18 protein-coding genes and 1 riboswitch are annotated in these 22,308 nt (G+C 60.8%); all 18 genes read left to right on the top strand.

The window, feature by feature from the left end; translation table 11 throughout:
• Positions 1-16 precede the first annotated feature (16 nt).
• The 18 genes from mraY to proB all read left to right on the top strand — a co-directional run bounded on the left by mraY (position 17) and on the right by proB (position 22,304).
• The gene (mraY, locus tag ACGHU1_RS09725; RefSeq protein ID WP_390586307.1) at positions 17-1,087 is read left to right on the top strand and encodes a phospho-N-acetylmuramoyl-pentapeptide-transferase; all 1,071 of its coding nucleotides are present in this window, start codon (positions 17-19) and stop codon (positions 1,085-1,087) included.
• A 10-nt stretch (positions 1,088-1,097) separates the two neighbouring features.
• The gene (murD, locus tag ACGHU1_RS09720) at positions 1,098-2,477 is read left to right on the top strand and encodes a UDP-N-acetylmuramoyl-L-alanine--D-glutamate ligase (protein WP_390586305.1); all 1,380 of its coding nucleotides are present in this window, start codon (positions 1,098-1,100) and stop codon (positions 2,475-2,477) included.
• Positions 2,474-3,733, top strand: coding sequence for an FtsW/RodA/SpoVE family cell cycle protein (locus tag ACGHU1_RS09715; protein ID WP_390586303.1), 1,260 nt, complete (start codon positions 2,474-2,476; stop codon positions 3,731-3,733). Before murD ends, ACGHU1_RS09715 begins: the two co-directional genes overlap by 4 nt.
• Entirely contained in the window at positions 3,730-4,965 is a 1,236-nt protein-coding gene (murG, locus tag ACGHU1_RS09710; RefSeq protein WP_390586300.1) for an undecaprenyldiphospho-muramoylpentapeptide beta-N-acetylglucosaminyltransferase, read from the top strand. Before ACGHU1_RS09715 ends, murG begins: the two co-directional genes overlap by 4 nt.
• Positions 4,962-6,398 carry a UDP-N-acetylmuramate--L-alanine ligase gene (gene murC, locus ACGHU1_RS09705; RefSeq protein WP_390586298.1) on the top strand — a complete coding sequence of 479 codons (1,437 nt, stop codon included), beginning with the start codon at positions 4,962-4,964 and terminating at the stop codon, positions 6,396-6,398. The genes murG and murC overlap by 4 nt, the downstream gene beginning before the upstream one ends.
• Positions 6,395-7,369: a UDP-N-acetylmuramate dehydrogenase gene (gene murB, locus ACGHU1_RS09700; RefSeq protein WP_390586295.1), complete on the top strand. Its 975-nt coding sequence runs from the start codon at positions 6,395-6,397 to the stop codon at positions 7,367-7,369. The genes murC and murB overlap by 4 nt, the downstream gene beginning before the upstream one ends.
• Positions 7,366-8,376: a D-alanine--D-alanine ligase gene (locus ACGHU1_RS09695; protein WP_390586294.1), complete on the top strand. Its 1,011-nt coding sequence runs from the start codon at positions 7,366-7,368 to the stop codon at positions 8,374-8,376. Before murB ends, ACGHU1_RS09695 begins: the two co-directional genes overlap by 4 nt.
• Positions 8,369-9,280 carry a cell division protein FtsQ/DivIB gene (locus ACGHU1_RS09690; protein ID WP_390586292.1) on the top strand — a complete coding sequence of 304 codons (912 nt, stop codon included), beginning with the start codon at positions 8,369-8,371 and terminating at the stop codon, positions 9,278-9,280. Before ACGHU1_RS09695 ends, ACGHU1_RS09690 begins: the two co-directional genes overlap by 8 nt.
• The gene (ftsA, locus tag ACGHU1_RS09685; protein WP_390586622.1) at positions 9,280-10,632 is read left to right on the top strand and encodes a cell division protein FtsA; all 1,353 of its coding nucleotides are present in this window, start codon (positions 9,280-9,282) and stop codon (positions 10,630-10,632) included. Before ACGHU1_RS09690 ends, ftsA begins: the two co-directional genes overlap by 1 nt.
• A 180-nt stretch (positions 10,633-10,812) precedes the next feature.
• Positions 10,813-12,537, top strand: a complete 1,725-nt coding sequence (gene ftsZ, locus ACGHU1_RS09680; RefSeq protein ID WP_390586291.1) for a cell division protein FtsZ — start codon at positions 10,813-10,815, stop codon at positions 12,535-12,537.
• A gap of 141 nt (positions 12,538-12,678) precedes the next feature.
• A complete protein-coding gene (locus ACGHU1_RS09675) occupies positions 12,679-14,070 on the top strand; it encodes a tetratricopeptide repeat protein (RefSeq protein ID WP_390586290.1) in 1,392 nt (463 codons plus the stop codon).
• 144 nt (positions 14,071-14,214) lie between these two features.
• Positions 14,215-14,721 carry a YbjN domain-containing protein gene (locus ACGHU1_RS09670; RefSeq protein ID WP_390586288.1) on the top strand — a complete coding sequence of 169 codons (507 nt, stop codon included), beginning with the start codon at positions 14,215-14,217 and terminating at the stop codon, positions 14,719-14,721.
• Between the two features lie 44 nt (positions 14,722-14,765).
• On the top strand, positions 14,766-15,578 hold the full coding sequence (locus ACGHU1_RS09665) for a pyrroline-5-carboxylate reductase family protein (RefSeq protein WP_390586286.1): 813 nt from the start codon (positions 14,766-14,768) through the stop codon (positions 15,576-15,578).
• 145 nt (positions 15,579-15,723) lie between these two features.
• Positions 15,724-16,497, top strand: a complete 774-nt coding sequence (locus tag ACGHU1_RS09660; protein ID WP_390586284.1) for a Bax inhibitor-1 family protein — start codon at positions 15,724-15,726, stop codon at positions 16,495-16,497.
• 186 nt (positions 16,498-16,683) lie between these two features.
• Positions 16,684-17,670, top strand: coding sequence for a hypothetical protein (locus ACGHU1_RS09655; RefSeq protein ID WP_390586282.1), 987 nt, complete (start codon positions 16,684-16,686; stop codon positions 17,668-17,670).
• A 71-nt stretch (positions 17,671-17,741) separates the two neighbouring features.
• Positions 17,742-17,953: riboswitch (cobalamin riboswitch) on the top strand.
• A gap of 117 nt (positions 17,954-18,070) precedes the next feature.
• Entirely contained in the window at positions 18,071-20,014 is a 1,944-nt protein-coding gene (locus tag ACGHU1_RS09650) for a TonB-dependent receptor plug domain-containing protein (RefSeq protein WP_390586280.1), read from the top strand.
• Positions 20,015-20,064: 50 nt separating this feature from the next.
• A complete protein-coding gene (obgE, locus tag ACGHU1_RS09645) occupies positions 20,065-21,123 on the top strand; it encodes a GTPase ObgE (RefSeq protein WP_390586277.1) in 1,059 nt (352 codons plus the stop codon).
• 47 nt (positions 21,124-21,170) lie between these two features.
• On the top strand, positions 21,171-22,304 hold the full coding sequence (proB, locus tag ACGHU1_RS09640) for a glutamate 5-kinase (RefSeq protein WP_390586275.1): 1,134 nt from the start codon (positions 21,171-21,173) through the stop codon (positions 22,302-22,304).
• Positions 22,305-22,308 lie beyond the last annotated feature (4 nt).

Below are 22,308 nucleotides of genomic sequence, written 5' to 3'. Positions count from 1 at the left end.
GGGACGAGGGATCTGAATGCTCTATCTACTCGCTGAATGGCTGGGCTTTGAAGGGGCGCTGAACCTCGTACGTTACCAAACGTTCCGCTTTGGCGCGACGTTGATGACAGCACTGATTATTGGCCTGATCATCGGGCCGCGTTTCATCAATATGCTGCGCGTTCGCCAGGGCAAGGGGCAGCCGATCCGCGAAGATGGACCGCAAACCCACCTTGCCAAGGTTGGCACGCCGACAATGGGCGGGCTGATGATTTTGGTCGCGCTCATGATCTCGCTGCTGCTGTGGATGGATTTGCGCAGTCCGCTGGTCTGGGCTTGTGTCGCAGTGACGGCGGGTTTCGGCGTGATTGGGTTTTTCGACGACTATGACAAGGTTACGAAGAATTCGCACAAGGGTGTGTCGGGCAAAGTGCGGCTGCTGCTTGAATTTATCGTGGCAGGGGTCGCCTCGTATCTGATCGTCAGCCAGATCAACACCAACCTGTATGTGCCGTTCTTCTCCGACGTGCAGATCCCGCTGGGGCCGTTTTACTACGTCTTTGCAGCCTTTGTGATCGTTGGTGCGGGCAATGCGGTGAACCTGACCGATGGTCTGGACGGGCTGGCGATCATGCCGGTCATCATCGCCGCAGGCACGTTTGCAATCATCGCCTATCTTGTTGGCCGCGTCGATTATTCCGAATATCTCGGCATTCCGTATGTGGAGGGCGCAGGCGAATTGGCCGTGTTCTCCGCCGCGATCATGGGCGCGGGTCTCGCATTTCTGTGGTTCAACGCGCCGCCGGCTGCCGTCTTCATGGGTGACACAGGCAGCCTCGCATTGGGCGGGGCGCTGGGCGCGATTGCGGTGGCAAGCCATCATGAGGTTGTGCTGGCGATTGTCGGCGGACTTTTCGTGCTGGAGGCGGTTTCCGTCATCGTGCAGGTTTTCTGGTTCAAGCGGACGGGGAAGCGCGTGTTTCGCATGGCCCCCATCCACCACCATTTCGAACAATTGGGCTGGAGCGAAAGCAAGGTCGTGATCCGGTTCTGGATCATCGCGATCATCCTTGCGCTGATCGGTCTTTCCACGCTGAAGCTGAGGTAGCGACGCAAACGTGATCACCTCCGCCGCCTTTGCCGATAAACGCTATGCCGTCCTCGGTCTGGCGCGATCCGGCGCGGCGGCTGCCGAAAGCCTGCTGGCCAGCGGGGCGCATATCACCGCGTGGGACCGGCAGGATGTGGCGCGTGATCCGTTTGAGGGGCGCTGTACGCTGGCAGACCCGCTGGGCATCGATCTTACCGGGTATGACGGCGTTGTCGTGTCGCCCGGAGTGCCGCTCAACACCCATCCCATCAAACCCCATGCCGCAAAATACGGCGTGCCGGTGATTGGCGATATCGAGCTTTTCGCGAAGGCCCGCGCCGATCTGCCTGCGCACGTGGTCGCGGGGATTACCGGGACCAATGGCAAGTCAACCACGGTTGCGTTGCTCCACCATTTGCTGGTGGAGGCCGGGCTGCCCGCTCTTCTAGGCGGAAACATTGGTGAACCGATCCTTGCGCAAACACCGCTCCAGCCCAATGCGAAGGGTGCTGGCATCTATGTGCTGGAGCTGTCGAGCTATCAGATCGACCTCACCCGCTCGCTCGCCTGCGAAGTTGCTGCGCTGACCAATATCACGCCCGACCACCTCGACCGGTATGACGGGTTTGAGGATTACGCCTTTGCCAAGGGCCGACTGTTCGCGATGCAGGGTTCTGATCAATTTGCGGTGTTCGGGTCGACCGCCGGTCCAGCCGGCGCGATCATGCAGGCAGAACTGGCGCGCAGGCCGCAGGGCCGCGTTGTCGCCGCCGATCTTGATCGTTTCGCCGCCATGCAAAGCGAATGGCCTGGGCTGCAAGGTCCGCACAATCTTGAAAACGTTGCGGTTGCGGTCGCGGTTGCCCAGCAACTTGGGGTGACCGAGCGGGATTGGCGCGCTGCTTTGGCGAGTTTCCGCAACCTGCCGCACCGGATGGAGATGGTTTGCGAAGATGCAGGCGTCACCTTCATCAACGATAGCAAGGCGACCAACCCCGCCTCCACCGCGCCAGCCATCGCAGCTTTTCCTCCGCAGGAAAGCATTCGCGCCGGCGCGCGCCGCGTGCACTGGATTGTTGGCGGTCTGGCCAAGGAAGACGGCCTCGGCGAATGCGCGGATCACCTGAGCAATGTCGCAGCGGCTTACACCGTGGGCGAAGCGGGACCGATGTTTGCCGATCTGCTCACCGACCAGATCCCGAAGGTCGAGCGGTGTGAACTCGTTAGTGAAGCCGTAAACCGGGCGCGTAGCGCGGCGCAGCCGGGTGATGTGGTGCTGTTCTCCCCGGCTTGTGCCAGTTTTGACCAGTTTCGCGACTACGAAAAGCGCGGCGAGCATTTCCGGCAATTGGTTAGCATGATGGCGGATAGCGACGATGACACCAGCAATGGGGAAAACGCGGCGTGAGCGGCGCGGGAACCTATACCCCCTCGCAAAGCGGTAGAACCGCCGCGCAGCCATCCGGCAATGCGCGCAGGTTCAGCGATCAGGCGCGTATCTGGTGGCGCGAAATCGACAAACCTTTGCTGTTCCTCGTCCTGTTGCTGATGGCATTCGGAACCGTCGCGGTCGCCGCTGCGGCCCCTGCTGCGGCGGAGCAGCTGGGCCGAAGAGGGATCGAGGTCGGCGAGTTCTATTACCTGAAACAGCATATCGTCTGGCAGGTCATGGGTATTGGCGGGATGATCGCGGTCTCTTTCCTGGACCGCGATTCAGCTCGGCGTCTCGGCATCGTGGTGTTCGCGCTGTTCCTGTTTCTGCTTTTTCTGGTGCCACTGATCGGCGCGGAAAAGAACGGCGCGCGTCGCTGGCTGGAATTTGGAATGTCGCTGCAGCCCTCTGAATTCCTGAAACCCGGCTTTGCCATCATGCTGGCGTGGATATTGTCCTGGAAACTGCGCGATCAGAACCTTCCGGTGCTGACATTTGCCACCGCGATTATGGGGCTTATCGCAGGGCTGCTGATGCTTCAGCCAAACCTCGGCGCGACGATCCTGTTCGGAGGAATATGGTTCGTGCTGGTCTTGCTCGCAGGCGTATCAATCCAGCGCATTGGCGCGCTGATCGGGGGCGGCGTCGTCCTGCTGACCGCAGCGTATTTGTTTTACGACAACGCGCGTTACCGGATCGATTCCTTTCTGGGCGGGGGCACTGCATTCGATCAGGTCGACCTTGCCCAGCGCACCCTGCTGGCAGGCGGCTGGACCGGTAGCGGATTGTGGCTTGGCCGGCGCAAGATGAACCTGCCTGAACCGCACACCGATTACATATTTTCTGTGATCGGAGAGGAATTCGGATTGCTGATATGCGCTCTCATCGTGCTGGTCTATCTTGCCATTATCGGTAAGGCATTGATGCGGCTGGTGGACGAGGACAACCTGTTTGCCCTGCTCGCAGGCGCAGGGCTGGTCACGCAGATCGGTGGGCAAGCGTTCATCAATATCCTTGTAAATCTGCAATTGTTCCCTTCGAAGGGTATGACGCTGCCATTGATCAGCTATGGCGGATCATCCACGCTCGCCGTGTGTTTGACCATCGGGCTGCTATTGGCGATCACCCGGCGAAATCCGTTTCTGAAACGGGAAAGCTCCGGTTTGAAAGACCTGTTCGAGCGTCCGAAAGCAGATCGCCCGCAAGCCGGGCACAAGGAGGATCGCGCATGAGCGCCGAGACAAAACAGCACGTGCCCACCGGGGCAAGCAGGCATTTCGTGCTCGCGGCTGGCGGCACTGGCGGGCATCTGATCCCGGCATTCGCGCTGGCAACTGAATTGAAAGCGCGCGGCCACCATGTTGCGCTGATCACCGATGAGCGCGGCGCGAATATTCCGGGCAAGCCGGAGGGGCTGACCGCGCACATCCTGCCTGCTGGCCGTTTCGGCAAAAACCCGCTGCAATGGCTTCGCGGCGCGCGCGCCGTTTGGGAAGGGCGCGCCATGGCGCTGCGCCTGTTTGAGAGTTTTGAACCCAGCGCGGTGATCGGCTTTGGTGGATATCCCGCATTACCGGCTTTGCTCGCCGCAACATCCGCAGGTGTTCCCAGCGTGGTGCATGAACAAAACGCCGTGCTTGGCCGTGTCAACCGTCTGCTCGCCAGCCGGGTGGAGGCAATCGCGACATCCTATCCCGAGGTTGAGCGACTGAAACCCAAGTATGCCGACAAGACCCATCTGGTCGGCAATCCTGTCCGCGAGGAAGTGTTGGCCCTGCGCGATGAAGAGTTTCCGGCATTTACCGAGGATGGCCTGTTTCGCATTCTGGTGACCGGCGGCAGTCAGGGGGCGAGCGTTTTGTCCGATATTGTGCCCGATGGCCTCTCCATGCTTCCTCCGGCGCTGCGTGACCGTCTGCAAGTGACACAGCAATGCCGAAGCGAGGATGTCGACCGCGTGCGCGAAAGGTATGCAAACCATGCCATTCCCGCAGAACTCGGAACATATTTCGAAGACATGCACGAGCGGCTGGCGGACACGCATCTGTTTATCGGGCGTGCCGGCGCATCGACAATTGCAGAGCTGACTGCGGTAGGCAGGCCGGGCATTCTGGTGCCGCTGCCAATCGCAACCGACGATCATCAGGCGGCGAACACGCGTGAGGCTGTGAAAGCTGGCGGTGCCCGGATGATCCGTCAGTCGAGTTTTACTCCGAAAGAGCTGGCGAAACAGATACAGGCGATGGCGCAAAAGCCTGCCAGTCTTGGCAATGCGGCGCACGGCGCGTGGAATTGCGGACGGCCCAAGGCTGCGCAGGACCTTGCGGACCTCGTCGAAAATATGAGCGGAATTGATTTGATGGATGTGATCCGCGTCGGCGGCAACAATGCCCGCGCCGCAACGCAGGGCGCGCCTGCTGGTCAGGGCGCGGCCAAAACCAAATCGCGCGAGAATGCCGCGTGAAGGGCGTGCCGGCAGACATTGGTGTTGTGCACTTCGTCGGCATTGGCGGGATCGGCATGTCCGGCATTGCTGAGGTAATGAACAACCTCGGCTACACCGTGCAGGGCAGCGACATCAAAGAAAGTCCGGTGGTAGAGCGATTGCGCGAGCAGGGCATCTCGGTAAAGATCGGGCACGACGAGAAAAACGTCGAGGGCGCAGCTGTCGTCGTCACCTCCAGCGCGGTTCGCCGCACCAATCCCGAAGTCGCGCACGCGTTGGAGAACCGCATTCCCGTTGTGCGCCGCGCAGAAATGCTGGCCGAGCTTATGCGGCTTAAATCAACGGTTGCAGTTGCAGGCACGCACGGGAAAACGACGACAACCAGCATGATCGCCAGCCTGCTTGATTGCGGCGGGATTGATCCGACCGTCATCAATGGCGGCATCATCGAACAATACGGCTCTAACGCCCGCCTTGGCGACAGCGACTGGATGGTGGTTGAGGCTGACGAAAGCGACGGCAGTTTCCTGCGGCTGGACGGCACGATCGCGGTCGTCACCAACATCGATCCCGAGCATCTCGACCATTACGGCGATTTCGACGGGGTGAAAAAAGCCTTTGTCGAATTCATTCACAACGTTCCGTTTTATGGCGCGGCGATCCTGTGCATCGACCATCCCGAAGTGCAGGCGGTGATCAGCAAGGTCCGCGACCGCAAGGTCGTTACCTACGGCTTCTCGCTTCAGGCGGATATTTGCGGCGTCAATGTTCGTCCAAATGATGGCGGATCGACGTTTGACGTGATCGTGCGCCAGCGCGGCGAGGAGGACCGCCGGATCGAAGGTGTGCACCTGCCCATGCCGGGAAGGCACAACGTGCAAAACGCGCTCGCCGCGATTGCCGTCGCGGTGGAAATGGGCTGTCCAAATGATGTCATCTGCAACGGCTTTTCCAGCTTTAGCGGTGTGCGCCGCCGCTTTACCAAGGTTGGCAATATCCCGTTCGACACCGGCGCGGCTGTGATCATTGACGATTACGCCCACCACCCGGTCGAAATTCGCGCCGTCTTGGGCGCGGCGCGCGAACAGGTCGATGCAGCGGACAATGGCGGACGGGTGATCGCGGTCGCGCAGCCGCACCGATACAGCCGCCTGAATGATCTGATGGATGAGTTTCAAAGCTGCTTTAACGATGCCGATATCGTCTACGTCACGCCTGTTTACGAAGCGGGCGAAGACCCGATTGAAGGCGCAAATGCCGATGGACTGGTCGCAGGGCTGAAATCGCGCGGTCACCGATCAGCGGCCACGGTTGCGGATGAAAGTGACCTTGCCAGCACACTCGCGCAGGAAATCGGTGCTGGCGATGTGATCGTCTGCCTTGGAGCGGGGGATATCACCCGCTGGGCCGCTGGTCTCGAAACGGCGATTGAATCAAAGCGGGGTTCATGAACGCGATGACACAGCACGGCGATTGGTATGATCTGGACGATGGCTCTGCCCCGACTTGCGCGGTCGAAGGCGGCGCCGACGCGCCAGTCTCTATCGAAGGGATACGCGGCGATCTGACGTGCAATGCGCCGCTGGCGAAACTGGTCTGGTTCAAAAGCGGGGGAGCGGCGGACTGGCTGTTTGAACCTGCCGATCTTGACGATTTAAGGCTTTTTCTTGAACGCTTGAATGGTTCAATGCCGGTCATGGCGCTGGGCCTGGGGTCAAACCTGATCATCCGCGATGGCGGCGTGCCGGGGATTGTGATCCGGTTGGGAAAGTCGTTTTCGGAATGCGATATTACCGGCGCGACGACAATAGCGTGCGGTGCAGGCACGCCCGGCATTCTTGCCGCCTCCAGCGCGCGCGATGCGGGGATTGCAGGCCTTGAATTTTTGCGCGGCATTCCCGGCACTGTCGGCGGGTTTGTTCGCATGAATGGCGGCGCTTACGGGCGCGAGGTTGCCGATATCCTGATCGATTGCGACGTCATCATGCCTGATGGCGAGCTGGTGACACTGCCCGTCGCGGACCTGCGCTATACCTACCGTCATTCCGCTTTGCCCGACGGCGCCGTGGTCGTCGCCGCCCGGTTCGAAGGGACGCCTGGCGACCCCGAAGAAATCGGTGCTGAGATGGACCGCATCGCAGAGGCGCGCGAAAATTCGCAGCCGCTACGGACCAAAACCGGCGGTTCGACCTTCAAAAACCCAGAAGGGGGTAAGGCATGGCAATTGGTGGACGAGGCAGGGTGCCGCGGTTTCCAGATGGGCGGCGCGCAGGTCAGCGAAAAACACACCAATTTCCTCATCAACAAAGATGACGCCACCAGCGCCGATATCGAAGGGCTGGGCGAAGAAGTGCGCCGGCGCGTTTACGAAAAGTCGGGAGTCGAGCTTGAGTGGGAAATTCAGCGGGTGGGGCGGCCATGACTGAAGGTAACGGCAAACTCCACGTTGCGGTCCTGATGGGCGGCTGGGCCAATGAACGCGAAGTTTCCCTGATGAGCGGAAACGGGGTTGCCGATGCGCTCGAAAGCAGGGGTCACCGTGTCACGCAGATCGATATGGGCCGCGATGTGGCGGCGCGTATTGCCGAGGCTGCGCCCGATGTCGTATTCAACGCGCTACACGGGGTACCGGGCGAAGATGGCACTGTTCAGGGTATGCTTGACCTGATGGGCGTGCCCTACACGCATTCGGGTGTCGCCACGTCCGTTATCGCCATCGACAAACAGCTGACGAAACAGGCGCTGCTGCCTCATGGTATTCCGATGCCCGGCGGCAGGATTGTTGCTTGCGAAGACCTGTATGAACGCGATCCTCTGCCGCGCCCCTATGTGCTGAAACCCGTGAACGAAGGCTCATCCGTCGGCGTTGCGATTGTGACCGAAGACAGCAATGTCGGCAATCCGATTGCGCGCGATGCCGAGGGTCCGTGGCAGAATTTCACCGAATTGCTCGCTGAACCTTTCATCAAGGGACGCGAATTGACGACCGCCGTGATTGATGGGCCGGATGGCCCGCGCGCGCTGGGTGTGACCGAATTGATCATCGACAACGGCTTCTACGATTTCGAGCACAAATACACCGAAGGGCGCACCCAGCATGTCTGCCCGGCGCAAATTCCCGAAGAGATCGAGCGTTTGTGCCTGCAATATGCTATCAAGGCGCATAAGGTGCTTTGTTGCCGTGGGACCAGCCGGACGGATTATCGCTGGGATGACGAAGCAGGCGAAGACGGCCTGTTTGTGCTGGAGACGAACACCCAGCCCGGAATGACACCGCTCAGCCTGGTGCCGGAACAGGCCCGCCATGCGGGTATCGATTACGCCGAGCTGGTCGAACTGATTGTGCAAGAGGCGCTGCGGGTCCACTCCGCCAAAAGCAGAGCGGCCAAGAGCAAAGGGGCCAAGAGCAAAGGGGACGCACATGGCTAATATCAAGCGTTCCGGAGGCAAAGGCGTCCGCCGTGCAGCAAAAGCGCAAGGCAGGGCAGCAGGCGCGCGCCGTGCGAAGGCGAAGACAACCGGTTTTGTCGATAGCGCGATGGGCGTGCTGCCGTTCACCGAGGAACAGTGGAGCCGCATCTGGCTGACCGCGATTATCGGCGGCGCGTTGGTGATTGCCTGGTTCATCGCCAGCATGGCGGGCGTTCCCGCTCTTGCGCAGGCGCAATTGTCTAACATGGCAGCGAGCGCCGGTTTCGAAGTGAAGCAGGTCCGCGTCACCGGCACTGACCGGATGGACGAACGCGAGGTTTATGCCCGCGCACTCGTCCAGCGCAACCAGCCAATGCCGCAGGTCGATATCGAGGCATTGCGCGCAGAATTGCTCGAACTGTCATGGGTAGAGGATGCGCGCGTATCGGTGCAACTGCCCGAGACGCTGGCGGTGGATATAGTCGAGCGCAAGCCGCACGCGGTGCTTGAAAAACCGGACCGGCTGATGCTGATCGATGCAGGCGGCCATGAACTTGCGCCGGTGGCCCGCGAAGAGGCAGCGGGAATGCTGCGCATTTCGGGGCCGGGATCGGCGCAGCAGGTTGCACAGCTCGACCAATTGCTTGCCGCTGCACCGGCGCTCCAGCCGCAGGTTGTTGCGGCAGAATGGATCGGCAACCGGCGCTGGAACATCACGTTCGGCACAGATCAGGTTCTCGCTTTGCCCGAAGGTGAAACAGAGGCTGCGAGCGCGCTCGTCAAATTTGCGCGCATGGACGGGCAAAACCGCCTGATCGGGGGCAAGGTCGCAAGTTTCGACATGCGCGATCCGCCCCGCATTTACATGCGCATTCCGGGCCGGGCCGACGCGGTGCAGACACTGGCCGAGAACAGCCAATGATGGCTCAGGCGAAAACTGCTGCGCGGGCAAAGCCTGCCAAGGCCGCTTCGCCAAAGGCACGCCTGACGAAGGTGTTCGGCGCGGTCAATATCGGCTCATTTCGAATTTCCGCGATGATCATGGGAGAGACCGAGAACGGCGACCTGCTGGTCCTGGGATCGGGACATCGCGCGAGCCAAGGTTTGAAGCGTGGGTATATTACCGATATGCGCGCGGCCACCTACGCCATTCGCGATGCGGTGGAGAGGGCGGAAAAGAACGCTGGACAGGGCATCCAGAGCGTCTGGATCGCCTGCGCGGGGGCCGGACTTCAAAGCAGCGTGTCAAAGGTCGAGATCGATATTGGCGGACGCCGGATCGAAGAAGAGGACATCGAACACCTGCTGATCGCGGCGCGCGATACGATCCAGCCCGATGGCCGCACCGTGCTCCATGCACAGCCAGCGCATTACACGCTGGACGGAGCGCACGGCGTCGCCAATCCGCGCGGTCTCCATGCGGAGCGCCTCGGTGTCGATGTGCATGTCATGCTCGCCGATGGAGCGCCGGTCCGCAATCTGATGGAAGCAGTGCAGAGCGCGCATCTCGACGTGGAAGGTGTCGTCGCAGCGCCGCTCGCCGCAGGATATGCGTGTTTGTCAGAGGAAGAGCGCGAGCTTGGCGTGGCGCTTGTCGAGATCGGGTCGGATGTCAGCAACGTGTCGGTCTTTGCAGGGGGTATGCTGCTGGGTCTGCGCGCGGTCCAGATGGGTTCAGGCGACATTACCGATGCCATTGCGAGCGCATTCGGCATCCGCCGGTTTCAGGCAGAACGCCTCAAATGTGTTTCAGGATCAGCCATCGCCAGCCCCAGCGATCACCGCGAGATGATCCCCGTCAACGGACCAAACGATGGCTGGGAAGAGGGCGCTTCAGGCCCGGTCGCCCGCGGGGCAGATGACAAGAACCGCATTCCGCGCGCCGAACTGGTATCGGTCATCACGGGCCAGCTTTCGCAGCTAACGCTGGAAATTGGCAAGGCGCTGAAGGAAATGGGTTTTTCAGGTGCCCGGTCCGGCCAGGTTGTGCTGACCGGCGGCGGCGCTGAACTCGCCGGACTTGCAGAATACGCGCAAAGCGCGCTCGGGATGCCAGTGCGCATCGGGCGCGCGCCGTCGCTGACCGGCCTGCCAGAAGCGCACGCCACCCCCGGCTTTGCCACGCTGTCGGGTCTGTGCCTCTATGCAGCGGACGATCCGGTCGATATCCGAGCGGTCGGCGGACGGTACAGCACGGCCCACGGCTTTGGCGCGGCAGAGAGCGGAGGTTTCGGGCTAAGCCGCTTGTTTCGTGCGCTTAAAGAGTATTTTTGAGGCTATTAGGCGCTGTCACGCAGCGACAGGCCGTGTATGTGACAGTATAAACCACTGTGGATAAGGATTTCCGCGGTATAACGGGCTTGTTGCGTATGTGTCACAAGCCAGATGAGTAAAAAAGTAAGGTCAGGCGGTTTAAATAACAGGGACGCCCCGCCTGCTTAGAGGAAGATCAAAATGAGCATCAATATCGGACCGGCAGACCACGATGACATGCGTCCGCGCATTACTGTAATCGGGATCGGCGGCGCGGGCGGCAACGCCATCGCCAACATGATCGCCTCCGACATCGAAGGGGTCGAATTCCTCGTCGCCAACACTGACGCGCAGGCGCTCAGCAGCAGTCCTGCGGAAAAGCGCATTCAGCTTGGCCCGGACATCACCGGCGGCCTTGGCGCTGGTGCCCGTCCAGAAGTGGGCAAGGCCGCAGCCGAAGAAACGGTTGCCGATCTTGAAGAGGCGCTGGAAGGCGTCAACATGGTCTTTATCGCAGCAGGCATGGGCGGCGGCACCGGGACAGGCGCAGCACCCGTTATTGCAGAGGCCGCTCGCCGCAAAGGGGTGCTGACGGTCGGCGTTGTGACCAAGCCGTTCCTGTTCGAAGGCACACGGCGGATGCGCGCTGCAGAGGCGGGTATTGCCGAACTGCAGGACCACGTCGATACGCTTATCGTGATCCCGAACCAGAACCTGTTCCTGATCGCCAGCCCGGAAACCACTTTTAAAGAGGCATTCGGCCTTGCTGACGAAGTGCTTCAGCAGGGTGTCCGGTCAATCACTGACCTGATGGTCATGCCGGGCCTTATCAACCTCGATTTTGCCGATGTTCGCTCCGTCATGAGCGAAATGGGCAAGGCGATGATGGGCACCGGCGAAGGGCAGGGCGAAAACCGCGCTCTCGAAGCGGCGGAGCTTGCGATAGCGAACCCGCTGCTTGACGGGGTGAGCATGCAGGGCGCGAAAGGCGTTATCATCTCGATCCTCGGCGGCGAAGACATGAAGCTGCTCGAAGTGGATGAGGCCGCGAACCACATTCGCGAACTGGTCGATGAAGATGCGAACATCATCTGGGGCAGCGCGTTTAATCCCGAACTCGAAGGTAAGATCCGGGTTTCCGTTGTTGCCACCGGGATCGAAGGCAGCGGCTCGGGCAAGGCCGAAAGCACCCAGTCCATGTCGCTTTCCAATGCCCGTGCACCGAAACGCCCGATCCTCGACCTTTCGAGCGATACCGGTGCAGAGGCCGAGGGCGGTGATGACACCGCTCCACTCGACTTGACGGCTCCGGTTGTTGACGATGCAGAGATGGAAACAGGCGCAGGCGACGCGTCCAAGCCTGTCAACGAAGCCGAACCGTTCGACCTCAGCGGCATGCAGGCCGGCGACGACATGGGTGAGCCAGACGGCGATGATGTCGATGGTATTGTCGATCCGCTCGCGGGGCTGCGCACCGACGATGAAGACGATCTGGAATTTGATGGCGGAAATAGCGGTCTTACCGCTCCGGCAGAAGATGAGCAGTTTTCCAGCGGCGCTGGAAACGGATTTGCTGGCGGCGGCACCGATAGCGACGGCGATCTTCCGCCACTGGAACTTGGCGGAGACTTCGCCGAAGGGGACAGCGATGACCTGCTCGGCGATGCCGACAGGCTCGCAGCGGAAGACAAACCGGTTGGAGCTCGCGGAAGCGGTGCTGGCGGCTCTGCGGGCAGCGGATCGGCAGGATCCGGCGACGGCGCAAAAGCAGGCGGCGCAGCGGCTGGCGGCAGCACGCTGTTTGAACGCATGGCCAACCTGTCGCGGACTGGCGCTGATGACAAGGAAGACGATGATGAGGACGGCGACGATGATGGTCCCGCGCTCAGCATCCCGCGTTTCCTTGGGCGTCAGAACAACCAATAGAAAAAGCATGGCTGCGCGGCACTTTTTTGCTGCCGCAACACCGGTGCCCGTCGTTTCGGCGGGCGCTTGGTGCTGTTCGCCCCGCATTCAGGAGCGCCTGACTAGCATCGTGTGCGACACCGTTTAGCTATTCCAACATCTATGACTTTTGACCTTTCAAGTATCTTCGCCGGCAAATCCATCCCGTTGGGGCTCGCATTAGCTCTTGCGGCAGCGACAGGTGCAGCGCCGCTCGCCGCGCAAAGTTCGGGTGGCCGTGAGGTTGTGCAACCTCTTCCGTCGAAAGAGATCGAGCGTCTGAACGCCGCCCTTAAACGGCTCGCGAAACGGCCAAAGAGTATCGCGGCGCTGGTAGAAGCGGGCGAGGCGTCGCTAAATGTCGGCGATCTTGATGCCGCAATCGGCTTTTATGGCCGCGCCGAAGATCTCTCACCCAACAATCCGCGCGTAAAGCTGGGTATGGCCAGTGTGTATCTGCGTTCCGGCAGGCCGGTTGAGGCGTTGCCGCTGTTCGCCGCCGCGCAAAGCGCCGGTGCAGAGGCGAAGGAACTCTTGTCCGACAGAGGCCTCGCGTTCGATCTGGTGGGCGATTCGATCAATGCACAGGCGGTGTATGAGCGGGCAATTACCTTGCAGCCTGCCGATGACGAGGCAAAGCGGCGCCTTGCGCTCAGCTACGCAATCACCGGCAACCGCACGAAGTTCGAGGAAATCTTGCGCCCCATGCTGGACCGGCGTGATTTCGCCTCGTTCCGCACCCGCGCCTTTGGACTGGCCATCATGGGTGACCAGGATCGTGCCGCCGCGATTGTCGATGCAGTCATGCCCCGCGATCTCGCAGCCCGGATTACGCCCTATCTCGAATACATGCCGCGCCTCACCAAATCGCAGCAGGCCGCCGCCGCAAACCTCGGAATTTTCCCGAGCGCGGCAGATATCGGCCGCGAGGACCCGCGAATCGCCGCTTTTGTCGGTGAAGCCAGCCCAACTGCCTCAATCAACACGATGCAGCAGACCGCTGGCCGATTAGAGCCTTCGGGTGAGCCGCTAGGCAGTCAGAACGCAGTTCCGACCGCTACTTCGCCAGCGCCGATCCCGGCCTCTGTACCCAGCGCGAACGTGGCGGATGCCTTTTCCGATCTGGGCTATGGCACGATGCCGGGCAGTGCCGCAGGCGCCGATGCTGTCAATCTGGCGGCCATTCAGATCCCGCGCGAAACCACGCCATCCCCGCAGCCGGCCGCCGAACCGGTGAAGCCTGACCATCCCAGCCGCATCTGGGTGCAGGTGGCGACCGGACGAAATGTGTCCGCGCTGGTTTTTGATTGGCGCCGACTTTCCCGCCGCGCGCCCGATCTGCTGGGCGATTTTACGCCGCATGTGACCCCTTGGGGCCAGGCAAACCGGCTTCTCGCAGGGCCGGTGGAAAGCCGTGAGGCAGCACGCGACCTGATCAATGCTCTTGGTGAACAGGGGATCGACACGTTTCGCTATACAAGTCCCGAAGGCGCTGAAATTAAAGAGTTAAAGTAGTTAATACCGGTCATCCCCGCCTTTCTGTGCACAAGGTTTGAACAGGCGAAAACTGTTCTCCCCAGCCTCTGGCGGCCAAGCGATTGCCAAAGCCTATCGGGTGCAGGCATCCATCCTATCGATGATGCAACAGCCCCCCTCCCCATGAGAGCGCAAGAACACGATTTCCGTGCGCAAGATGACGCTGCCCCGGTCGATATGCTCGCCGCCCTGTTCGAGGCGCGCGGCTGGACCTGCGAAGTTGTTTCCGACGATGAGATGACAGGAGAGGTGCAGGGCAGCTGGGCAAAATATCAGCTGCGCGCGATCTGGCGTCCGCAAGACAATGTGCTGCAATTTCTCTGCCTGCCTGAAATTCGCGTGCAGGAAGACAAAAAGCAGCCGGCCTATGAGCTTTTGACGCTCATCAACGAACAGATGTGGCTTGGTCATTTCGATATCTGGTCCAGCGGCGATTTGCTGCTGTATCGTCACGGCGCGCTGCTGGGCGATGACGGAATGTTAAGCCTGACGCAGGCGCAGTCGCTGGTTGAAAATGCGATTGATGAATGTGACCGGTTTTATCCCGCATTTCAGTTTGTGTTGTGGGGCGACAAGGCTCCGCGAGAGGCGCTGGATGCAGCCATGGTTGACGCGCTGGGCGAGGCGTGAGCAGAACGCTGCTTTAACCGGCATTATCTCAAGGTGCATTCGCGATGACAGGCGTCAGGCAACTTCTCCTAATCGGCTGCGGCAATATGGGCGGTGCCATGCTGGCAGGCTGGCTCGCATCCGGCGTCGATCCGGCGCGCTTTGCGGTGCTTGATCCGATGCTGGAGAAGACGCCGGACGGGGTCGCGCTGTATCGGACGGCAGAGGAAGCGGCGGCGGCAGGATCGCATGACGCGGTGATGCTGGGCTTCAAACCCCAGCAATTGGGCGATCTTGCTGACGGACTTCAGGGGCTGACCGGCGACGATGTGACGGTGTATTCCCTGCTCGCCGGACTTACGATTGCGCAGCTGCAATCCGCTTTTCCCGGCGCGGGCGCGCATGTCCGCGTGATGCCGAACCTTGCCTCGCGTATCGGGAAATCGCCGATCATCCTGCTGGAAAGCGGGCTGGACGCGGTCGCACGTGACGATACTTTTGCGCTGTTTGATGCGCTCGGCACAGCCGTATGGCTTGATGATGAAAGCAAATTCGATCTTGTGACCGCGCTGGCAGGATCAGGCCCGGGGTTCGTTTACCGATTCATCGATGCACTAGCAGGTGCGGCGTGTGAATTGGGGCTGGAGCGTGCTCAAGCAGAGGCGCTCGCGCTGGCGATGGTGGACGGCGCATCGTCGCTCGCAGCAGTTGAAACGGCCTCTCCGGGACAGCTTGCCGACCGGGTCGCAAGCCCAGGCGGGATGACGCGTGAGGGGATGAACGTGCTTGATGCAAATGGCGCGCTGCATGATTTGCTCGTCAAGACGCTCAAAGCCACGGCAGAGCGCGGTGCGGCGCTATCGGCTGGAAATACCTGATTCCGTTCGACAAAGCTCACGATGTCAGGGTTAATACGCGTCAATCTCTTTCGTCCGGTTTTGCTTGAAATTAGCGCATAAAACACCGATATTGATCGGGACTGGGCGCACAGATTGCGCCCTTAACGGAGACTAGGGATCCAATATGTCTGATTGGAAAGACACTCAGCGCACCGGTTTCGGCTCGGTGCCGCGCGCCGGCGGAGACGTTCAGGGCGTGACTTATGATGAGGGCCTGCGCAAGCACATGCTCTCGATCTACAATTACATGGCGTCGGCTGTGCTGTTGACCGGTATCGTTGCGATGCTGTTCGTCAATTCGCCGCTGTTCGCGATGGCTTTTGAAGTTGTACAGACACCTGCGGGTGTCGCGCTTCAGGCGACCGGCCTCGGCTGGTTGATCAAGCTTTCGCCGCTTGCCGTGATGCTGTTCTGGTGGTTCGGCGCTAGCAAGGCGAGCCAGCCAGTGCTTCAATTCATGTTCTGGACGTTTGCGGTCCTGTTCGGGCTTTCGCTTTCGACCATTCTCGTGATTTACACAGGCGAGTCCGTCGCAGCGGCGTTCTTCTCGACCTCGGCGGCTTTTGCCGGTCTTTCGCTATGGGGCTACACCACGAAGAAAGACATTTCGGGTTGGGGCAGCTTCCTGATCATGGGTGTAATCGGCCTGCTCGTCGCCATGCTGCTGAACGTATTCCTGTTCCAGTCGGGCGCGATGTCGATGGTCATCAGCGTGATCGGCGTGCTGATCTTCGCAGGCCTCACCGCCTACGACACGCAGCGCCTCAAGAACGAATACCAGTATGTTCGGGGCACCGAGATGGCCGGACGCGCAATTATTCACGGCGCGCTCAACCTCTACCTCGACTTCATCAACATGTTCATCTTCCTCCTGCAATTGCTGGGTAACCGCGAATAGGCGGGGATGAACCAACTGGCCGGAGGCACTTTTCTTCGGACAAAGCGTTGAATTAATTGATGCCCGGGACCCTTTAGGGGGTTCCGGGCATTTGCTTTATGCGCCGATCGGACTATCGAGAGCCGCTTAATATCACCGCAAGCTCGACTGGCGCATGATGCCGGTCAGCAATGAGAGAGAAATGGTATGAAATCTGCGGATGATCGCCCCGCATCGGGTTCGCAGCAGGCGAATAAAGCGCCTGCCGGACTGCGGATAACAACCCTTGTGGTTGCAACTGCGATGTTGGCAGCGTGCGCGACTCCGCCGCCGCCTCCACCGCCGCCCCCGCCACCACCGCCGCCGCCGCCAGTGGCAGAGGTCGTGCCTTATCGCCCGATCCCGCCGGGCGGCGCCGCCTATGCGATGAAAATTCCCGAGCGCGGTCCGGATGGTCTCCACCTGACCGTGAACCGCGATTTGAACGAGGATGAACGGGTGTGGTATTTCCGGTCCGGCTGGAACGTCGCCGCGCTTAATTGCACCGCGCCGCAATACCAGCCGATCCTCGATGGCTATAGCGCTTTTATCAAGGATCACGCTGCCGAGCTTGGCGAGATCAACAGCCGGATTGACCGGCAATACCGCGAAGAGGCGGACACCCGCCGCGAGGCTCTGCTGGCGCGTGAAGCGATGATGACGGGCGTTTACAATTTCTGGGCGCTGCCGCCTGCGCGCGCAGGGTTCTGCCGCGCCGCGCTGGACATGTCGAACCGCGCGCTTGCCGCTCCGCCTGCCGATCCTGTGGCTTTTGCCGAAGCCAACTTTGCCTCGCTAGAGGCGCCGTTTGAAACGTTTTTCGCGGCGTATCAGGATTATCGTGAGCGATCTTCCGCATGGGATCTGAAGTATGGCGACCTATACGGACCCTCGCAGCCCGGCTGGGTGGCAGTTCAGGTCGCACGCGCACGCGGCGCTGTGGTTCCAGCCGTCGGTTTCAGCCCGCCTGCAGATACGCTCGCCAGCCCCGGCGTGCAGGCAGGTATGGTGTCTGACGGGGTTACCGGCGTGAATGTGCCTATAATTCCCGTACAGGAAAATTTCATATCGCAGCCGATCGTTGAGCCGATCCCCTCCAGTGAAACGCCCGAGCAACAGGCTGATCCGGCCCCGGCACCGCAAGGTTTGCGGTAACGCATCCGCGCGGTCCCGATGCACCCAGACGCGGCGCAGGCATCCTTGCCCGCGCGTTGAAACGCGTCTAATCCCTTTCGCAGCACTTCGGTAACGGGAATGCGGTGCGCTTTTGTTCGTCACGGACATCGGCAATTCCGCAGCTGTCCCTGCAACTGTAAGCGGTGAGTGACTGCTCTGCGTGCCTCCTGACGGGGCACAGCCACTGAGGATTTCCTTGGGAAGGCGGAGCAACCACGGTGACCCGTGAGCCAGGAGACCGACCGAGGCGTGTCGCTTGTTGCTGCGGTTCAGGGATTGATCCGGCGCGAAAGAACTTTCGTTTCGAGCGACGTTAGTCCAGCCGGGCGGGGAGACCTCCGCACGGCGTAACGTATTGCCGAAACGGGAGGAAACCGCGGTGAAAAAATATGTAAGGCTTGGCGGCGCTGCGAGCGCGGCGCTGATCTGGTGCGCGCCTGTCATGGCGCAGGATCAGGGCACGGAATATCTCTATCCCGAACCTGCGGAACGACCTGAAGTGCTGGTCACTGCGAGCCGCATCGACACAGAGGTGGAGACCGGGGATTACACCGGGTCTGCCAGCGTCATCACGCCCGAACAGATAGAGCGCCGCCAAGTGCGCGATATTGGTGATGTCCTGCGCGATGTACCAGGTATCGCAGTCAGCAGCGTGGCGGGGCAGACGCAGATCCGGCTGCGCGGATCGGAAGCGAACCACGTCCTCGTTCTGGTTGACGGGATTGAGGTTTCCGACCCGTTCGGCGGCGAGTTCGATATCGGTACGCTTCAGGCGGAAATCGGTAGCCGCGTTGAAGTTTTGCGCGGGCCGCAATCCGCGCTCTATGGCAATGACGCAATTGGCGGGGTGGTCGCCTATCAAAGTGCGAGGGGGCGCGATGCCGAAGGGTTTGCCGCACGTCTCGAAGGCGGCACGGCGGGCACGATCAACGGCTCAGCCCGGCTCGGCCTAGCTGGAGAGCGCTGGGATACCGCGCTTTCCGCGACCGTGGTGAGCACAGACGGTCAGCCCAATTCCCGCCCGATTGGCGGCGGCGAACGCGATATTGGCCGCGATAGCTACACCCTCTCGGGCAAGGCAGCGGCCGATGTTACGGACACGTTTGAACTGCGCGCGGCGGGGCGGTTCATCCGGACCGAGGGTGATTTTAACGACAGCGACTTCGACACAACCGCGCCCACATTCGGCTTCATCATCGACAGCCCGGGCACAAGGTTCGAAAACGAAGCGGTCTATGCGCTGGCAGGGGCGCGGCTGGAGATGTTGGACGGCGCGTGGAGCCAAGATGTATCCGTGCAGATCGCCGACATCACCCGCGACAGCTTCAACGCCTTTGGTCGCAGTTCCGGCAGTGAAGGCGACCGGCTGAAAGCCTCGTATGTCAACGCTTTCAGTATCGCTTCATCGCATTTCGTCACCTTTGCCGCAGATTGGGAGCGTGAACGGTTTCGCAACAACGATCCGTTCGGCTTCGCCTCAGCCACTCGGCAAAAGATCGAGAACGTCGGTTTGGTCGGTGAGTACCGTTATGCAGGCGAACGCTTGGACCTGTCAGCGGCGCTGCGCCGCGATATCAATGACCGCTTCGCCAATGAAACGACTTTCCGCATTGGAGCAGGCTTCGATGTGACGGAAAGTACGCGGGTGCGCGCTTCGGCAGGATCGGGGATCAAGAATCCGGGCTTTTTCGAACTTTTCGGATTTTTCGACGGTCGCTTTATCGGGAACGAAGATTTGGCGCCGGAAAAATCCACCGGCTGGGAAGTCGGGATCGATCATTCTTTTGAATTGGGCGATACCAAAATCGGCGTGACCTATTTCGACAACAATCTGGAAAACGAAATTTTCACGACATTTCCCGCGCCTGATTTCACCGCGACCCCGGCCAATGCTGATACGAAAAGCCAGCGCAGCGGGGTGGAAATCGCCCTATTCTCGCGGATTGCGCCGCAGTGGACGATTGATGCGGCCTATTCCTATCTCGACGCGGAAGAAAACGGCGTGAGCGAGGTGCGCCGGCCAAGGCACATTGCCAGCGCCGCCTTGGGCTGGACACATCCCGGCGATGCCGCGTCGGCGACGCTGGTGGTGCGGCATAATGGGGCTGCTCAGGATTTGGCGTTTACCGACCCGAGCTTTGTGCCGGTGCGCGTTACGCTGGACGATTACACCCTCGTAAATCTCAACGCCAATGTCCGTCTGACCGATGGGATTGAAGCATTTGCGCGGGTCGAAAACCTGTTTGATGATACGTATGAGCAGGTTTTCAGCTTCGTTTCGCCGGGCCGCAGCGCGGCTGCGGGGATCAGCGTACGGTTCTGACTTAACGCAATTTGGCTCGCTTTTTTCGAGGAAATGCATAGGTGCGTCCCATGCATTTCCTCGATCAGGCAAAAATCTACATAAAATCAGGCGCTGGCGGTCCCGGCGCTGTCAGCTTTCGGCGTGAAAAATACGTCGAATATGGCGGCCCCGATGGCGGCAATGGCGGCAAGGGCGGCGATATCATTTTCGAAGCGGTGCAGGGCCTCAACACCCTGATCGACTTCCGCTATTCCCAGCATTTCAAGGCGAAGCGCGGCAATCATGGCAGAGGCCGTGACCAGACCGGCGGCGGCGCACCCGACCTTATCGTAAAAGTTCCGGTCGGCACTCAGGTGCTGTCGGAGGACAAGGAAGAAGTGCTCGCCGATTTCACCGAGGTCGGCCAGCGTGTCGTTTTCCTCGAAGGGGGCATCGGCGGACGCGGCAACGCGTCCTATAAAAGCTCCACTAACCGCGCGCCCCGCCAGCATCAGCCCGGCGAACCCGGTGAGGAAATGTGGGTCTGGCTGCGGCTGAAGCTGCTGGCCGATGTCGGCCTGCTAGGCCTCCCCAATGCGGGCAAATCGACCTTTATCAACGCGGTCTCGAACGCAGGCGCGAAGGTGGGGGATTATGCCTTCACCACGCTGGTCCCGAAACTGGGCGTTGTCCGGCACAAGGGCCGCGAATTCGTGCTGGCCGACATTCCCGGCCTGATCGAAGGTGCAGCCGACGGCGCGGGTATCGGCGACCGTTTTCTGGGCCATATTGAACGCTGCCGCGTGCTCATTCACCTGATCGACATCGCTGGAGACGATCCCGCCGATGCGATGCAGGTCGTGCGCGAGGAACTTACCGCATATGGCGCAGGGCTGGAGGATAAGCCGCAGCTCATTGCGCTCAACAAGCTTGATCTCGCGGACAAGGAACTGGGCGAGGCATTCGCGCAGGAATTGATCGAGGCAGGCGCGGACAAAGTGTTTACCGTGTCGGGCGCAACGGGCGAGGGTATCGAGCAATTGCTGGATGCAGTGCTCGGGTATCTGCCCGACCGCACCTCGACCGAAACGAACGCTGCCGAGGTTGAGGAAACCGACGAAGATAACGACGAATGGTCGCCGATTTGACCGGGCCTCTTCTCAACGGAGCCGATCCGGCTTAATCGCGGTGCACCATGGCCGTGCAAAGACTTAGAGATTTTTCCGATCCGGCGCGGTGCGCACGGCTGGTTGTCAAGATCGGGTCGGCGCTGCTCGTCGATCCCGGCGGTAAACCGCGCGGCAGCTGGCTGCGCAGCATCGCCTCGGAAATCGCCGGGGCGCGTGCGCGCGGGCAGGAAGTGATCGTGGTATCCAGCGGATCGATTGCCATGGGCGCAGCGCAGCTTGGCTTGCCCGGCGGCGGGCGCGAGACGTTATCGCAGGCGCAGGCGGCTGCTGCGGTCGGGCAGGTCCAGCTTGCCTCGCTATGGGCAAACACGCTTGGCGAGCACGACCTTCAGTCGGGGCAAATGTTGCTGACGCTGGAAGATATGGAATCGCGCACGCGTTACCTCAATGCCCGCAACACACTGCGAGAGTTGCTGGATCGGGGCGTGGTGCCGATCGTCAACGAAAACGATAGCGTCGCTACCAGCGAGATACGCTTTGGTGACAATGACAGGTTGGCGGCGCGTGTCGCCCAGGCTGCGGACGCAAACGGGCTGTTGCTGCTGACCGATGTTGACGGGCTGTATTCCGCGAATCCGGATCAGCCTCATGCGAAACTGCTGCCGGAGGTGCACGGCGTGACGGACGAAATCCGCGCGATGGCGACCGGCGGTTCTGGCTCGGGCATCGGATCAGGCGGGATGACTTCGAAATTGCAGGCAGCTGAAATTGCCGAGCGGGCAGGCATCGCGCTTGGCATAATCAGGGGCACCCAAGACAGTCCGATTGGCCGCGCCATGGATACAGGGCGCGGCACGCTGTTTCGGCCGGTGCGCGACGACAATGCGTTCAAGTCGTGGATCGGAGGCCGGATGCGGTTTGGCGGTTCGGTTCAGGTGGATGACGGCGCGGCCCGCGCGCTGGGTGATGGCAGCAGCCTGCTGGCAATTGGCGTCACCAAAGTTATCGGCACGTTTGATCGCGGGGACGTAATCTCAATTGAAGACGCAGAAGGCCGCATGATCGCCAAAGGGATGACCGAATACAGCTCTGCCCAGTGCGACGCGATCAAGGGGCTGCGTAGCGAAGCGGTTGCCGCGAAAATCGGGCATGTCCCGCGTTCCGCTGTGGTCCACCGCGATCAGATGGTTATGCTGTGACGGA

This window comes from Erythrobacter sp. MTPC3, assembly GCF_042854385.1.
GTDB lineage: Bacteria > Pseudomonadota > Alphaproteobacteria > Sphingomonadales > Sphingomonadaceae > Erythrobacter.
Note: the sequence above shows the minus strand (reverse complement) of the source record. Positions and strands in the feature narration are given on the sequence as shown.

Bases quoted from the DNA above. Each gene is read 5' to 3' on its own strand.
- mraY (WP_390586307.1), top strand. From the start codon at position 17: ATGCTCTATCTACTCGCTGAATGGCTGGGCTTTGAAGGGGCGCTGAAC.
- murG (WP_390586300.1), top strand. From the start codon at position 3,730: ATGAGCGCCGAGACAAAACAGCACGTGCCCACCGGGGCAAGCAGGCAT.
- murB (WP_390586295.1), top strand. From the start codon at position 6,395: ATGAACGCGATGACACAGCACGGCGATTGGTATGATCTGGACGATGGC.
- ACGHU1_RS09695 (WP_390586294.1), top strand. From the start codon at position 7,366: ATGACTGAAGGTAACGGCAAACTCCACGTTGCGGTCCTGATGGGCGGC.
- ACGHU1_RS09690 (WP_390586292.1), top strand. From the start codon at position 8,369: ATGGCTAATATCAAGCGTTCCGGAGGCAAAGGCGTCCGCCGTGCAGCA.
- ftsA (WP_390586622.1), top strand. From the start codon at position 9,280: ATGGCTCAGGCGAAAACTGCTGCGCGGGCAAAGCCTGCCAAGGCCGCT.
- ftsZ (WP_390586291.1), top strand. From the start codon at position 10,813: ATGAGCATCAATATCGGACCGGCAGACCACGATGACATGCGTCCGCGC.
- ACGHU1_RS09675 (WP_390586290.1), top strand. From the start codon at position 12,679: ATGACTTTTGACCTTTCAAGTATCTTCGCCGGCAAATCCATCCCGTTG.
- ACGHU1_RS09670 (WP_390586288.1), top strand. From the start codon at position 14,215: ATGAGAGCGCAAGAACACGATTTCCGTGCGCAAGATGACGCTGCCCCG.
- ACGHU1_RS09665 (WP_390586286.1), top strand. From the start codon at position 14,766: ATGACAGGCGTCAGGCAACTTCTCCTAATCGGCTGCGGCAATATGGGC.
- ACGHU1_RS09660 (WP_390586284.1), top strand. From the start codon at position 15,724: ATGTCTGATTGGAAAGACACTCAGCGCACCGGTTTCGGCTCGGTGCCG.
- ACGHU1_RS09655 (WP_390586282.1), top strand. From the start codon at position 16,684: ATGAAATCTGCGGATGATCGCCCCGCATCGGGTTCGCAGCAGGCGAAT.
- obgE (WP_390586277.1), top strand. From the start codon at position 20,065: ATGCATTTCCTCGATCAGGCAAAAATCTACATAAAATCAGGCGCTGGC.
- proB (WP_390586275.1), top strand. From the start codon at position 21,171: ATGGCCGTGCAAAGACTTAGAGATTTTTCCGATCCGGCGCGGTGCGCA.